Source organism: Leucobacter exalbidus, assembly GCF_017834145.1.
Classification (GTDB): Bacteria; Actinomycetota; Actinomycetes; order Actinomycetales; family Microbacteriaceae; genus Leucobacter; species Leucobacter exalbidus.
The window spans coordinates 2,149,484-2,163,172 of record NZ_JAFIDA010000001.1 but is presented as its reverse complement, the minus strand read 5'-3'; the positions used below and the strand labels follow the sequence as shown (position 1 = coordinate 2,163,172).

General features: G+C 65.6%; 17 protein-coding genes and 1 tRNA gene. 3 read left to right on the top strand and 15 right to left on the bottom strand.

Features of this window, described 5'->3' with window-relative positions; all coding sequences use genetic code 11:
• Position 1 precedes the first annotated feature (1 nt).
• The 9 genes from JOF28_RS09825 to JOF28_RS09785 all read right to left on the bottom strand — a co-directional run bounded on the left by JOF28_RS09825 (position 2) and on the right by JOF28_RS09785 (position 6,523).
• A complete protein-coding gene (locus JOF28_RS09825) occupies positions 2–1,660 on the bottom strand; it encodes a phage major capsid protein (RefSeq protein ID WP_209705592.1) in 1,659 nt (552 codons plus the stop codon).
• A gap of 4 nt (positions 1,661–1,664) precedes the next feature.
• Positions 1,665–2,714, bottom strand: coding sequence for a hypothetical protein (locus JOF28_RS09820; RefSeq protein WP_209705591.1), 1,050 nt, complete (start codon positions 2,712–2,714; stop codon positions 1,665–1,667).
• A gap of 30 nt (positions 2,715–2,744) precedes the next feature.
• On the bottom strand, positions 2,745–2,957 hold the full coding sequence (locus JOF28_RS09815; RefSeq protein ID WP_209705590.1) for a hypothetical protein: 213 nt from the start codon (positions 2,955–2,957) through the stop codon (positions 2,745–2,747).
• Positions 2,954–4,546 carry a hypothetical protein gene (locus JOF28_RS09810; protein WP_209705589.1) on the bottom strand — a complete coding sequence of 531 codons (1,593 nt, stop codon included), beginning with the start codon at positions 4,544–4,546 and terminating at the stop codon, positions 2,954–2,956. Before JOF28_RS09810 ends, JOF28_RS09815 begins: the two co-directional genes overlap by 4 nt.
• A 170-nt stretch (positions 4,547–4,716) precedes the next feature.
• Entirely contained in the window at positions 4,717–5,013 is a 297-nt protein-coding gene (locus JOF28_RS09805; RefSeq protein ID WP_209705588.1) for an HNH endonuclease, read from the bottom strand.
• A 94-nt stretch (positions 5,014–5,107) separates the two neighbouring features.
• Positions 5,108–5,317: a hypothetical protein gene (locus JOF28_RS09800; RefSeq protein WP_209705587.1), complete on the bottom strand. Its 210-nt coding sequence runs from the start codon at positions 5,315–5,317 to the stop codon at positions 5,108–5,110.
• The gene (locus JOF28_RS09795) at positions 5,314–5,535 is read right to left on the bottom strand and encodes a hypothetical protein (protein WP_209705586.1); all 222 of its coding nucleotides are present in this window, start codon (positions 5,533–5,535) and stop codon (positions 5,314–5,316) included. Before JOF28_RS09795 ends, JOF28_RS09800 begins: the two co-directional genes overlap by 4 nt.
• Positions 5,532–6,362 carry a helix-turn-helix domain-containing protein gene (locus JOF28_RS09790; protein WP_209705585.1) on the bottom strand — a complete coding sequence of 277 codons (831 nt, stop codon included), beginning with the start codon at positions 6,360–6,362 and terminating at the stop codon, positions 5,532–5,534. The genes JOF28_RS09795 and JOF28_RS09790 overlap by 4 nt, the downstream gene beginning before the upstream one ends.
• The gene (locus JOF28_RS09785; RefSeq protein WP_209705584.1) at positions 6,359–6,523 is read right to left on the bottom strand and encodes a type IV toxin-antitoxin system AbiEi family antitoxin domain-containing protein; all 165 of its coding nucleotides are present in this window, start codon (positions 6,521–6,523) and stop codon (positions 6,359–6,361) included. Before JOF28_RS09785 ends, JOF28_RS09790 begins: the two co-directional genes overlap by 4 nt.
• A 29-nt stretch (positions 6,524–6,552) precedes the next feature.
• Between JOF28_RS09785 and JOF28_RS14925 the strand changes: the two genes are divergently transcribed.
• On the top strand, positions 6,553–6,918 hold the full coding sequence (locus tag JOF28_RS14925; RefSeq protein WP_209706985.1) for a helix-turn-helix domain-containing protein: 366 nt from the start codon (positions 6,553–6,555) through the stop codon (positions 6,916–6,918).
• On the opposite strand, the gene JOF28_RS09775 is transcribed toward JOF28_RS14925, so the two are convergent.
• From JOF28_RS09775 to JOF28_RS09760, 4 genes are all read right to left on the bottom strand, one after another.
• A tRNA-Thr gene (locus JOF28_RS09775) sits at positions 6,874–6,946 on the bottom strand. The genes JOF28_RS14925 and JOF28_RS09775 overlap by 45 nt on opposite strands.
• A gap of 95 nt (positions 6,947–7,041) precedes the next feature.
• Positions 7,042–8,658 carry an alpha/beta hydrolase gene (locus tag JOF28_RS09770; RefSeq protein WP_209706983.1) on the bottom strand — a complete coding sequence of 539 codons (1,617 nt, stop codon included), beginning with the start codon at positions 8,656–8,658 and terminating at the stop codon, positions 7,042–7,044.
• 5 nt (positions 8,659–8,663) lie between these two features.
• Positions 8,664–9,806 carry a DNA polymerase III subunit delta' gene (locus JOF28_RS09765; protein WP_209705583.1) on the bottom strand — a complete coding sequence of 381 codons (1,143 nt, stop codon included), beginning with the start codon at positions 9,804–9,806 and terminating at the stop codon, positions 8,664–8,666.
• Positions 9,807–9,859: 53 nt separating this feature from the next.
• Positions 9,860–10,495 carry a YigZ family protein gene (locus JOF28_RS09760; protein ID WP_209705582.1) on the bottom strand — a complete coding sequence of 212 codons (636 nt, stop codon included), beginning with the start codon at positions 10,493–10,495 and terminating at the stop codon, positions 9,860–9,862.
• Between the two features lie 70 nt (positions 10,496–10,565).
• Between JOF28_RS09760 and JOF28_RS09755 the strand changes: the two genes are divergently transcribed.
• Complete coding sequence (locus JOF28_RS09755) at positions 10,566–10,970, top strand: RNA-binding S4 domain-containing protein (protein ID WP_209705581.1); 405 nt, start codon at positions 10,566–10,568, stop codon at positions 10,968–10,970.
• A 100-nt stretch (positions 10,971–11,070) separates the two neighbouring features.
• Entirely contained in the window at positions 11,071–11,970 is a 900-nt protein-coding gene (locus JOF28_RS09750) for a 3-methyladenine DNA glycosylase (RefSeq protein ID WP_342452141.1), read from the top strand.
• A 118-nt stretch (positions 11,971–12,088) separates the two neighbouring features.
• Here JOF28_RS09750 and JOF28_RS09745 read toward each other — a convergent pair whose 3' ends face one another.
• Together JOF28_RS09745 and JOF28_RS09740 are read right to left on the bottom strand one after the other, a co-directional pair.
• A complete protein-coding gene (locus JOF28_RS09745) occupies positions 12,089–12,385 on the bottom strand; it encodes a chorismate mutase (RefSeq protein ID WP_209705580.1) in 297 nt (98 codons plus the stop codon).
• Between the two features lie 5 nt (positions 12,386–12,390).
• Entirely contained in the window at positions 12,391–13,677 is a 1,287-nt protein-coding gene (locus JOF28_RS09740) for an adenylosuccinate synthase (protein WP_209705579.1), read from the bottom strand.
• Positions 13,678–13,689: the final 12 nt, after the last annotated feature.

Sequence of the window (13,689 nt, the reverse complement as noted above, 5' to 3'; positions counted from 1 at the left end):
GTTAGCCTCCGACCGCTGCGCTCGTGACGAGCTGCACGGCGTCGGCGTACTCGCCGCGGAAGCGGCCGTAACCGAACAGGGCCTCGTCGATGCCGCCCTTGGCGATGTCGAGGGCGTTGACGCGGATCGGCGAGCCGCCGAGCTCGTCGAACCATGCGGCCTGCTTCGCTCCGACGAGTACCTCGCCCGCGGCGAGGCGCTTCTCGGGCACGAGTGCGAAGTTGTCGACCGTGCCCTCTGAGAGCCCGAGACTCATTTCGAGGTAGGCGAGTACGTCGTCTTTCTTCGTGAAGAGGAGCTGTTCGTATAGGTCGGGTGCGATGAGCGCGTAGGTCGGCAGCGCGTCGGCGGTGATGACGCGAAGCGCACCGCGCACGAGCTTGCCGACGACCTCGGGCACTTCGGCGGGCAGCGTGCCCACCTCGGCGACCGTGGCGAACTCCTTGAGCTTGGTGAGCGCCCACGTGTCGGTGTTCTTCTTGTAGTTCTCGGTGGCCTTGAGCAGGAACTGCTCGATAACCTCGGTCTCACCGAAGTCGATGTACTCGCGTGCAATGTCCCACGCGCCCGCGAATCGCTGGAAGTCGTAGGTAACTTCTTCGACCTCGACGGTGCCCGAGGGCACTGCCGTCTTGTTACCGGCCCATTCCGTCACGTCGGGCTCGGTGGTGAAGCGCCAGCCCTTGGCCTTGATACTGTTCAGTGTGCCGTTTGAGAGCAACGGGATAACGCGGCGCGGGTTCGGCGAGCCATTCCATAGCTGGCCGAGAAACTCGGGCACGCTCGTCTTTTCGCCGAGCGCCTTGCCCGTCGTGCCGGTGAACGGAATATCGGTGAGCGCGGCCATGAGGGTGCCGTGGTTCTGCGACGTGGCTGCGTCGGAGATGAGCGAGCAGAGCGCGGTCAGGCCGAGGCTATCGGGCTCGGTCGCGGGCTTGCGGTTGGGGCGGGTGGATCCGCGGCGTGCTGATGCGGTGAGGGTACTCACGATGTTGTCCTCCTGGGCGGGGTCGGGGGTCTCGGTGGGGGTCTCGGTAATTTCGGTTTCGGTCGTGATCGTGGTCGTGTTCCCGTCGACCACGGTCGTGGTCGTGCGGGTCTCGGTCACGGTGTTCCCGTCCTCGTCGACGTATTCGTCGACGTGGGTCTCGGTGGTCTCCTGGGGCTCGCCCTCGACTGGTTCGGCGTCGGTGTCCTCGGTGGTGATCTCGGTGAGGTCGTCGTCCTCGAACGCGGCCATGAGGGTGGCGCTCGGGAACGCGGGTTTCGCGACGAGTGCAGCGCCGAAGATCCGGCCTGCTACGGCCTGTCCTGCTTTAACTACGACGTTCGCGGCTTCGACTGACCAGTGAGTTCGCTTGCCGCTGCGGGCGTCGGCAAGGGCTTGGTCACCCTCGGGCGTCTCGGCGGCGCGGGCGGCGAACATGACGCCGCGGGGGCTGTCGGTGATCGTGACGCCGTGACCGAATGCGGCCTCGCGGGCGTGCTCGACGTTGACGCCCATCTGCGAGGGGTCGGTGGGGATCTCGAACGCGCCGCGCGGCACACTGAATGCACCGAGGTTGCTCTTGCCTTGTTCACCGTACGGGACGAGCACGCCGCTAATGATGCGGTCGTCCTCGTTTGCGGTGAGGGTGTTTGCCTCGAATGTGATTTGCATGGGGTTAGTCCTCCGTTGGGGTGCCGGTGAGGGCATTGTCTGCTGCGTGGAAGTTGAAGCGGATACGGTGGCCGCGTGGCACTACGTCGTCGAGTGAGAGCCGGTGTTCGATGGGCTCAGACCAGAACGCCATGCGGTCGGTGGCCTGTGCTTCGGCGGTCTCGGCGGTCTCGTAGGTGAGCGTGCTCTGAGCCTTTGACGCTTCGATTGACTGCGCGGTCAGATCAAAATAGGCGGCGACGTCGATGCGGATCGCGTTACGCGCTGATTCGAGGAAGCTCTCGCCGCTGTTGCCCTCGATGCGGGCGTTGATCTTGTAGGGGGTAAACATGACCGCGCCGTCGGGGTTACGTCGCGCGGCTGCTACGGCTTTGACGTATGGGGTAGCTTCTTCGACGGTCATGCCGTTGTCCTCGCGTTCTTCGAGGATGATGTTCGGGGCCGGGTTGCGGGCTCGCGAGCGCCATGCGCGTTCGAGGTCGAGGCCCGCGCGGATCGTGTCAGCTGCGCAGGTCAAGATTCCCTCGTGAGGGCCGGGGATAAGCACGACCTGATCTGCGGGTGCCTCTTCGCCGTCGAACAAAATCGTGCCGTCGGCCTCGGCGCTCCATCGCTCAAATGGGATGTGGAGTGCCTGGGTGACGTTGCCGTCGCTTGCGCGCTGCACTGCCCAGAGCGACCAGCCGTAGAACATGAGGTCGTCGAGGGTCGCGGCCATGCGGTGCCACGGCGACACTGCGAGGGTGTTGTCGGTGCGCTCGATCCACAACGGCTGCGAGGCTGTGCGACCGGTCGCCGTGTAGTCGACGAGGGGGCGGCCTGCGAGCTTCTCGATGACGCGGTTACGGGCGGCAGCGACTGAGGGCACGCGGAGCGCATCGGCGCGCGTGACGGGCCGATGTTCTTCGCCGAAGATGTCAGACCAGACGAGGCCCGAGAGCTGCGCGTCTGACCACGGCGACGCAATGCCAGACACGGCGACACCGACGCCCGGTGTGTTGAGTACCGGGGTGCCAGTGCCGCCGCGTCGCTTAAAGAGATCCCGAAGTGCCATAAGAACAACCAGACACCCGGCCCCTTGACATTAGGCCACTATGCGTCGTTTCTTGCGTTGGGCGCGTCGCGCTATGAGCCGGTCGCGAACGATGCGCGACTCCTTGTGGCAGCGCTCCTCGTGCGCGGCGGCGCGTGTCTCTGCGTCGTCCATGTCCCAGGCGAACGCCCGCCATGTGCCGTGGCAGTCGTGGCAGACGAGGAGCACGTTGTTGGTTGATTCGTCGAACTCGATACCGGTCATGCGCTGATGATTCCTGTCTGCTCTGCCGCCTCGGGGCGGGCGTAATGTTGGTCCCAGTTGCGCAGGGCGCGCACCGCGGCGAGGAGCGTCGTGACGTCCTGCTGCTGCTCGGCGGTGAAGATCCACACGCCGCGGTCGTTGCCGCGGATCTCGCGTTTCTTCGCGATCATGACGGCCCCGTTCAGCGCGCCTTGCGCGGCGTAGTGGCGTAGCGTTCCGGCTTCGAGCTCGCGCATAAACGTGACGCATCCTGCCGCGGTCTCGCTCCACGTCTGGATCTGGAGTTTGGCGCGCGGGTGCGCGTACCGGCTTGCGACGTAGGTCGCTTCGCCCTCGCTGATCTTGTCGAACGCGACCGAGCTGCCGCGGTATCGCTCACGGGTGAGGTACTGCATTCTGGGCACGAGCCATGCGGTGCCGGGCTGATGGTCGACGACCTCGATGTATGCGAGGCCGTCGCGGTCGCGCCATGCTGCGCAGATCGCGGCGACCGCGCCGCCGCCCGGTTTGATGTCCATGCCGAACGCGACACGCTTGGGGCGGTCTGGCCACTGTTCGAGCGCGGTGGCGTCCCAGTCGGCGGCGGTGATCACTGAGAGCTGGCCGACGTCTGGCCACATCGAGAGGTACTCGCGCGCCCACTGGGGCTTGCCCATCGTCGGGTCGCGGTAGTTGTCGCGCATGACGTCCATCGTGGTGAGGGTGTCCACGCCGGGGTGGTTGGCCTTGACGAGGGCCATCGCTTGGGCTTCGTCTTCGATCTCGTCCCAGTCGGTCGTGACGGGGGCGGCGAAGTCGACGCCGCCGAGTGCGGGGTCCCCCTTGCGGAGGCGTTCGAGGAACAGCCAGAAAGGGCCGGCCTTGGCTTCACCGGCGGTGCCGGACACGATGATCTGGGCGCCGGGGCGGGTGTCCTGGAGTGGGAGCACACCGGCGATAATCGAGTTCCCCTCGGAGGGGTCAATCTCTTGGGCTTCGTCGAGCCACGACACGTCGGCCGCTTTGCCTCGGTATGCGCCAGCCTCGGGCTTGAGGATACGAAACGTGCTGTGGTTGTCGAAGCGGATACCGGGGCGCGAGTTCCCCACGCGCGTCGTGAACGTGCGTCCCGAGCTGTTCAGGCTACGCGGCCCCTCGTCGAGGTCGACCGGGCCGAGTACTTCACCGAACAGGGCGATCTGCCGAGACTCGGCTTTGGTGTGCAGCGCGCGCGGGCCACGCATCCAGGGCGCGAGGTCAGCGTCGGCGGGCGGCTGCACGTAGTCGAGGCCGTCTTTCACCCACTCCTCGAACATCTCGGTGCCGGCGGTGCCGGTCTGCGCGGAGAACGTCACCCGGTAGCCGGGGCGTGATGCGCACCGGCCGAGGAGGAGCATGAACAGTGTCGTCGACTTCGACGAGCGGCGCGGCATCTCGATCGCGTTGCGCTTCGTGCCGGCATTGATCGCGTCAGCGACGAGGAGTTGCTGCGGCTGCAGCGGCATGCGCGGCGGATCCATGAGCGCGAGCTCGTCAATGTAGGCGGTGTCGCTGAGGTCGACGAGCTCGTACCCCATGAGTGATGCGCCGAGTAGGAACTCTGCCCTCAACTCGGGCGTATTGTCTAGCTTTCCGTGCCACCTCGGGGTGATTCCGCGCGCTCTGTTCTTCTCCCAAATTTTTAGGAGTGGGGGGAGAAAAGTCGTGCTGCCCCCAGGCGAAGGTTCCGGCCACATCTCAAAGAATGCGCGCGGAATTTGTGTTTGCGTTTCGGTTTCGGTCACCAATTGCGAATGCCTTTGCTTCGGTTGGTCGCCGCGCGACGACCTTGGTTTGTGATCTGTGCACCGCGCTTGCCGCCCGCGCTGCGGTTGCACTGAGGGTGAGCCGGGCCGACGTTGCCGAGCGCAGGCGCGCCGCCGTGCTCTGCGCCCTGGATGTGCGCGACATCGAACTTCGCGCCGGGCATGACCGGGCGACGGCACTCGACGCACGGCAGCGGTAGCTGCGGCTCGATCAGCTTGCGGAGCTTGGGCGAGTGCGTGCTCCACTTCTGCGCCCGGTGGTGTCGGCTCACTTGGTGTCGCCCTTGCCGATGAGCGCGAAGATGTAGCCGGTGATGATCGCGAGCACGATGCACGAGCCGAGCCCGGTCGATGCCATGAGTTCCATTAGTTGTCCTCTTCGAGTTCCTGCAGGTGCATCGCTGCATCGACGGCCATCTGCCGGGCGGCTTTGTGTGACATGAGGCGGATGTCGGGGAGCCTGCCTCGGATGCCGGCGGCGCGAGCGCGAGCGGCGGGATCGTCGTAGGTGTCTAGCCGTTTCGCGAGTTCGGTGAGGATGCGGGCTTGGGTGCCGTTGGCGGGGCGTCGCTTCATGCTGTGAACTCCTTGCGTCGTCGTGCGCGGCTCTCATTGACGGCGTCCATGAGTCGGGCGTTGAAGTCGGATATGAGCATGTGTGCTGCTTGCATGGCCTCGGGGTGAGATTTAGACCAGGCGTGTTGTGAGGGCACGAGGTTTTCACCTGTCACGTATGCCAGAGTGAGCCACCAGCCGTTTATCTTGGTGACGTTGGCGCGGATCTTGGTGGTCATGCGTGGGCCTCCTGGCTGTTGATGATGTCGTGAGCTGCGGCGTTGCAGCGTGCGCAGTGCGTACCGGTGGCCGGTGGGATTAGGTGCCGGTACTTGCCGCCCTGAGCCGGGCATCGGAGCTGCGCAGCTGCTCCGTTGGCGGCCTGCTGCTCGGGGCTGACGTGCTCGGGGGCTGGTGCGAGGCTGCGGGAGTCGAAGCGTGGCACATGCGGCGCGGGCGGCACGGTGAAGCCGGGGCGAGTGTGTGATGTCTTGGGCTTCGGGTCGCGGGCCTCGACCATGCGGCGTCGAGCTTTGGCGAGCTGATCTGCGGGCGACCATTCGCTGTAATTTTCACCACTCTGATTTGAATCAATTTCGAGTTCTGGCTGCGCCATAACCTCAGAGCTACTAGGTGTTTGTTTATTAGGGTGGTTAATGGATGGTTCGGCAGTTCCTGCGGCTGGGGGGCTCCCAGCCGACCGGCTGGGGGCAGTTCCTGCGGCTGGGGGGTCTGCTTTGACCTCTCTGAGGTCACGGTGACGGGCTGTTCGGTCGCACCATTCGGGGCATTTCAGGTTGACTTCGTAGCGGTTCGTGCGCATGTGTGCTGCCGTGCGTAAGCCGCCGCCGCCGTTCAGGTCGGTGGTGATCTCGCCGCGTAGTTCGAGGCGGCGAACGATCTTGCGGGCGGCGTCTCGGGTGACGCGGCCTCGGCGTGCGAGGGTCTCCATTGCGGGCCATGCGCCGCCGTCGCCCTCGTGGTCAGCGATTGCGAGGAGCACGAGGAGTTCGGAGCCGGTGGCCTCGGAGTGTGCCCACACGATTGCACTGGCGTCGATGCTCACTTGGTGACCTCGCCCTGATCCTCGGTGAACAGGTGCGCGCCGTTGTCGAGTGTCGTTACGGGGGTGAGTTTGCCTTCGCGCACGAGGCGGGCAATATGCTGACGAGTGCAGCCTCGGCGCTCGGCAAGCTGCCTCGTGGTGATTAGTGCGGGTGTGGTCATATGACCACATTGGCAAACGATTGCAATATATGCCGATTGACACGCCGCCCTGTGATCTTTTGCTCACGTTTGCTAGAATGTGTCACATGACACTACTAGCGCCTATGGCAACGATGATCCCCGAGTGGACGCTCGCGGATCGGCTTCGCAAAGCTCGCGAGACAACGGGCTTGGATCAGATCGAATTCGCCGAGCGGTCGGGAATCTCGCGTACTTCGATAACCAACTACGAGCAGGGCAAGCGCGCACCGCGCGGGTTGTACCTGCGTGCATGGTCGGAGGCTACCGGCGTGCCGGTCGAGTGGCTAGAAACAGGAACGGCCCCCACCGAGGAGGTGGGGGCCGAGTCGAGCCGCCTGCCAGAATCGAACTGGCGACCTATTCATTACGAGTGAATCGCTCTACCAACTGAGCTAAGGCGGCGTGGTCTGCAATCTCTCGCATACCAGGGAACACGATAGCACGCGATTGCACTCCCTCACGACTCACGCGCGACGCCCTCGCGTGTCACCCGGCGTTTACCTGCTGCAGGTGACCGGTTTGGCGGGGGCTTCGCCGGTGAGCAGATAGGCATTAATCACTTCATCAATGCAGTTACTTTCGCCGTAGGCGGTGTGTCCCTCACCCTCGTAAGTGAGCAGCACGCCGCTGTCGAGCTGCTCGGCGAGCGACTCCGCCCAGCGGTACGGGGTGGCGGGGTCACCGGTGGTGCCGACCACCAAAATGGGGGCCGCGCCGGTTGCGGTCACTGGCCCGCGGTCAGAACTCGAATCGACGGGCCACTCGGCGCACGACAGCGCCCCATAGCCCTGGAAACGACCGATGGTGGGCGCAATCTCGGTGAGCTGCGCGGCCTCGGCCCGCATCTGCTGCACATCGACTGCGCGCTCGGGGTAATCGAGGCAGTTGATGGCCGAGAACGCCTCGGTTGAGTTCGAGAGGTAGGCGCCGCCTTCGCGGTCGTAATACAGGTCGGCGAGCGCCAACCCCACCTCGGGGTTGCCCTGCAGCACCGCCGCAAACAGCTGGTCGAGCATGCCCCAGTTGCTCTCGGCGTACAGCGGCGTGATGATGGCGGTGAGCAGCGTGTTGGCGCTCAACCACCGGCCGTCTTTGCCCTGCAGCGGTTGGGTGTCTGCTTCGTCGAGCAGCACCGAGATTTGCTGCATCGCCTCATCAACCGTGCCGCTCAGCGGGCAGTCTGATTGGGTGAGGCAGTTCGTGACGTAGGCGCGCAGTGCGAGCTCGAACCCGCGGGTTTGTTCGCGCACCACGTCGCTCATGGTCGATGCCGGGTCCATGGCCCCGTCGAGCACGAGCCGGCCAACGTTTTGGGGGTAGGCGTCGGCGTACCGCGCCCCGATGTAGGTGCCGTATGAGAAGCCCAGGTAGTTGAGCTGCTCGTCGCCTACGATCGCACGCAGCATGTCGAGGTCTTGCACGGTGTCGTCGGTGGACACGTGGCCGAGCAGGTCACCCGTTGAGTTTTGGCAGTCGGCACCAAACTGGCGCGATTCTGCGCGCACCTCGGTGATCCAGTCTGCGCTGCCCGGCTCGAGATTCTCGCCATCGCCCAGCCCAAACAGGTACTCATCCATGCCCGCAGCATCGAGGCAGGTAATCGGAGAGGACGATCCCACCCCTCGCGGATCCCACCCAATCACGTCGTACTCGCGCTGCACCTCACTCGGAATCGCATAATCCAACGCGTTCGTCACGTAATCGACGCCTGAGGCGCCGGGGCCGCCCGGGTTTACAAAGAGCGTGCCGATCGGGTCACTTCCGGTGGCCTCGTGCTTCACGATGCGCAACGTGATGAGCTCGCCTGCTGGGTCGCCCCAGTTCAGCGGCGCGTACACGTCAGCGCACTGCAGCCCTTCAGCGCAGTCACGCCAGTTGGGGGATTGCTCGCCCATGCCGACGACCGACCCCGCGGGCTTTTCAGGGAGCTCTTGCGGGGCACCCCCGTTCGACTGCACCTCGGCCGAACCGTTGCCGGGCACGAGGGCACTCAATGCCGAGCAGCCGCTCAGTGCGAGGGCTGCGGCCGCCACGGCGGCAACCACGGCCCACCCGGCCTTGCGGCGCTGCGGGCGTACCTGCTCGCGCGTTTGATTCCGGATCTCGCCACGCATGTCACTCACCGCTCGCTCCCCGCGTTCACGACACCAGCGAACAGCGCCTCAAGCACCAGCCCCGGCGTGATTTGCCTGCGCAGCCGATCGCGCGCCGTTTCGACCGCGTCAACGGCGGCCAGTGCGCCCCCGCCGCGCCACAGCTCAGCAAGCTCGCCGATGCGGCGTGCGTGCTCGGCGTTCACGAGTTCGGCTTCGGGCATCAGCGCAACCATCGCAACGTCACGGTAGAGCGACAGCACATCGGTCAGAATACGGTCGACCCCGTCACGCACGCCACGCTTGGCACGCTGCTTCTGGTCGTCTTCGAGCGCGCGCATCTGCGAACGCATCTGCGGCGGAATCGCGGCGCCCGGGGCGAGCCCCAAACTGCGCATCGCTTCTTCGCGCTCGCGCACCTCGCGGCGCTCGGTGGCCGCGGCCGCATCGGCCTCGGCGACCTTCATGAGCCGCGCCGCGGTGGCCATCGCGTCGCCCAGCGTTTCGACGCTGAGCGCAGACCGGATCACGCGCTCACGGCGCTCCAACGCTTCGGGATCGCGCGCGAGGCTGCGCGCCATACCAATGTGGCTCTGCGCAAGGCGTGCCGCCCGCTCGGCCACGGCGAGGTCAATGCCCTCGCGCTCGTGCAGCAGCGCAGCGATCTCGGCCACGGCTGGCGTGACGAGCCGCAGCGATCTCGTGCGCGACCGAATTGTGGGCAGCAGATCGGCCTCACTCGGGGCACACAATACCCACACGGTGCGCTCGGGCGGCTCTTCGAGCGCCTTCAGCAGCACGTTCGAAGTGTGCTCGGTCATGCGGTCGGCGTCTTCGATCACAAACACCCGGTAGCGCCCCTCTGCTGGGGCGTAATAGGAGCTCGCGACCACCTCACGAGCCGCATCGATCTTGATGATCGCGGTCTGCGTGGTGAGCACCCCCAGATCGGGGTGCGTGCGCGCAACTACCTGGTCGTACACGCGCTCGCGGTCTGCCGGGGTGCGCGCGATGAGCGCTGCCGCAAACCGGTATGCGATGTTCGAACGACCCGAGCCGGGCGGGCCGGTGATCAGCCACGCGTGCGAGGGAGAACCCCCCGGCGCTGATGCCCGTTCAAGGGTCTGTGCGGCGACCTGCTGACCGACGATATCTGCCCAGAACTCCATGCCGAAAGGGTACCGTGCGCCGCTGACATCGCGCCCCACGAAGCACCGCCGAACTACGCGAGGTCGATGTATCGCGGCTCGCTCACCGCAAGCTCGGCGCTCCCCGCACTGAGTTCGGCCGCCAGCGCAGTCAGCGCCGCCTGCTCATCTGCCGACACCAGAAACTCTTGCGCTACCCGGTCGGAGTACGCGGCCTCCCCCACCGCAAAGCCCCGCCTGCGCGCTTCGGCTTCAATCTGCGCCGCCACATCGTACGCCGACGTCACCACGGTGGGGTATCGCAGCCCGCGTGGCACTCGCGTGGCGGCCAGCACGGCCTCGGCCACCGAGGCACGATACGCGCGGGTCAGCCCGCCCGCGCCCAGCAGCACGCCCCCGAAGTACCGCGTGACCACCGCGACCACGTCACTGAGCCCCGCCGATACAAGCGCGTCAAGCATCGGCGCCCCCGCGGTGCCGCTCGGCTCGCCATCGTCACTCGAGCGCTGCACCCGCCCATCGGGCCCGATCACGAAGGCGGTGCAGTGGTGCCGCGCACGCGGGTGTTCGGCACGCACCTCGGCGATCACCTCGCGCGCGGCGGTTTCGTCGCTGATGCGCTCGATCCGGGTCAAAAATCGCGAGCGCGAGATCTCAATCTCGGTTTCGGTGCGGCCCGAGATCGTTTCGTACTGCGTGCGATCGGTCATCTGCCCATTCTCGCAGTTCGCGCGCGCCCTCCCGCCACCGCCTGGCAGCATCTCGCGCTACGATCGGGGCATGAGCGTGCGCGTAGATAGTTGGGTATGGGGTGTGCGGCTGGCAAAAACCCGCAGCCAGGCGACTACCGCGTGCCGCGCGGGCCACGTGCGCGTCAACGGCAACACCGCGAAGGCCTCGCAGGCCGTCAAGCTCGGCGACGAGGTGCGCGTGCGCCAACACGGATTCGACCGTATCTATAAGGTCACCGGGCTGCCCACGCGCCGCGGCAGTGCGACCGAAGCTGCGAAGCACTTCGAGGATCACACTCCGCCCACCCCGCCGCGCGAAGAACGGCCCGCCGATATTATTCGCGATCGTGGCGCAGGGCGGCCCACGAAGCGCGAGCGTCGCGACATCGATCGGCTGCGCGGGCGCGATCAAGATGGCGGCATGGGCATGGAGCCCGAGGACGAACTGGGCTAAGCCCCTGGCGGGCTCAGATCGGTGGGCTGGGCCCGGATCGTAAACGCCTTGCGGCCCGCTCTGCGGCAACGCACACCGCGGGCGGGGGTACACTCTCGTGGTGCACGCAATTGATTCTTCAACCTGGCGCGAGGCCGCCGCGGCCCACGCACTGCGCAGCCACGCGCTCACCGATGCGCATCGCGCGCGCAAGCAGCGCGGCGAGACGCACCCCATCGAGGATTTCCTCTGGACCTACTATTCGGTGAAGCCGAACGAGCTGCACAAGTGGCATCCCGGGGCTGGTGTCGCACTCGAAGGCGCGGCCGAAGAGCGCGCGGCTTGGAAGTACTACGGCCAGGTCGCTTCGCCCAATGGCTCCCCCGCCGCGATCGTTGATATCGAGGCGTATTTTGCCCGCCGCGAGGCCACCGTGAATTTCATCGAGGAGCTGCTCACCGCGACGCTCGCGCACACCCCCAGGTACGGCTGCTTTGGGCTGCACGAGTGGGCCATGGTGTACCGCATGACCCCCGAGCAGCTGCGGCACACCTCACTGCCCCTGCGCATTGGGCAGGAGGCCACCAACGAGGTCGTCGAGACGCACACGATCGGGTGCACGCACTTCGACGCGTTTCGGTTCTTCACCCCCGATGCGGCGCCGCTGAACACGCTGCCGCTGAGCCGCGACACGCAGCAAGACACTGAGCAGGCTGGCTGCCTGCACGCCGGCATGGATCTCTATAAGTGGGCGGCGAAGCTGGGCCCGATCGTGCCGGGCGAGGTGCTGCTCGACGCGTTCGTGTTCGCCCGCGATATTCGCGAGGTCGACATGCGCGCGTCTCCCTATGACGTCACCGGATACGACGGCGCCGACGGCGCACCCCTCACCCCCATCACGATCGAAAATGCTGATGGGAAGCGGGAATACGCGCGCCTGCAGCGGGGCTTTGCCGAGCGCGGCAACGCGATTCGGGCTCGCCTCCTCGACGCCATCGCGGCCGCAAAGCACGCGCGCTAAGCGGGTTTTTGCGAGCTGGGATCCGGATCAAGATCGCAGCACCCCACTTACGACCGAGGGCCGCCACCCAGATGGGTGACGGCCCTCGGCCTGTGCAACAGCTGCGGTGAACGCTCGTTTAGCGCTCTGCCGCGATCTCGGTGTGGTGATGAATCACTTCAGCAACCACAAAGTTGAACCACTTTTCAGCGAATTCGGGGTCAAGATTCGCGTCCTCAGCGAGGCTGCGCAGCCTGGCGATCTGACGTGATTCGCGCGCCGGATCAGAGGCGGGCATCTCGTGCTCGGCCTTCAAGATTCCGACCTCTTGCGTGCAGCGAAACCGCTCAGCAAGCATGTGCACGAGCGCAGCATCGATGTTGTCGATGCTGGATCGCAGGCGACCGAGGCGCTGCTCGGGAGTCACGTCAGCCATGCGCGTTAGCCCAGCAGATCGTGCAGAACGACAACCTGCTCGCGCTCGGGGCCCACACCCACGGCAGAGATGCGCGAACCGCTCATCTTCTCGAGTGCCACGATGTAGTCCTGGGCGTTCTTCGGCAGATCCTCGAACTTGCGCGCACCCGAGATGTCTTCGCTCCAGCCGGGGAACTCTTCGTAAATCGGAGTCGCGTGGTGGTAATCGCTCTGGTTGACGGGCATTTCGTCGTGGCGCTCACCGTTGACGTCGTAGGCGACGCAGACGGGGATCGTCTCGAGGCCCGAGAGCACGTCGAGCTTCGTGAGCACGAAGTCAGTGACACCGTTGATGCGCGCGGCGAAGCGAGCCATCGGGGCGTCGTACCAGCCACAGCGGCGCGGGCGGCCCGTGGTGGTGCCGAATTCGAAGCCCTGCTTGCGCAGGTAGTCGCCCGACTCGTCAAAGAGCTCGGTGGGGAACGGGCCGGCGCCGACGCGAGTCGTGTAGGCCTTGATCACCGAGATCACGCGGGTGAGTGCGTGCGGGGGCAGACCTGATCCGGTGCTTGCGCCGCCAGCGGTCGCATTCGACGAGGTCACGAACGGGTACGTGCCGTGATCGATGTCGAGCATCGTGGCCTGACCGGCCTCGAAGAGAATGGTCTTGTCGTCTTCCATTGCGTTGTGCAGCAGCAGACCGGTGTCGCAGACCATGGGCTCGAGCATCTCGCGGTAGCTCAGCAGGTCTTCAACAACCTCGTCAGCCGAGATGGCGCGACGGTTGTAGATCTTAACGAGCACCTGGTTCTTGAACTCGAGTGCCGCTTCAACCTTCTGACGCAGGATTCCCTCGTCGAAGATGTCTTGAATGCGAATACCGACGCGGTTGATCTTGTCGGCGTATGCCGGGCCAATGCCGCGGCCGGTGGTACCGATCTGACGCTTGCCAAGGAAGCGTTCGTTGACCTTGTCAAGCGTGCGGTGGTACGCCGTGATGACGTGCGCATTGGCGCTGACCTTCAGGCGCGATACGTCGACGCCGCGGCCGCCGAGGGCTTCGAGCTCGCCCTTCAGCACCTCCAGGTCGACAACGACACCGTTCGAGATGACCGGGGTGACGCCGGGGGTCAGAATGCCGGAGGGGAGCAGATGCAGCGCATACTTCTCTTCGCCAACGACGACGGTGTGGCCGGCGTTGTTACCGCCGTTGAACTTCACGACATAATCAACTCGACTACCGAGCAGGTCAGTCGCGCGACCCTTGCCTTCGTCGCCCCACTGGGCACCGGTGATGAGAACTGCGGGCATTTCAGCCCCTTC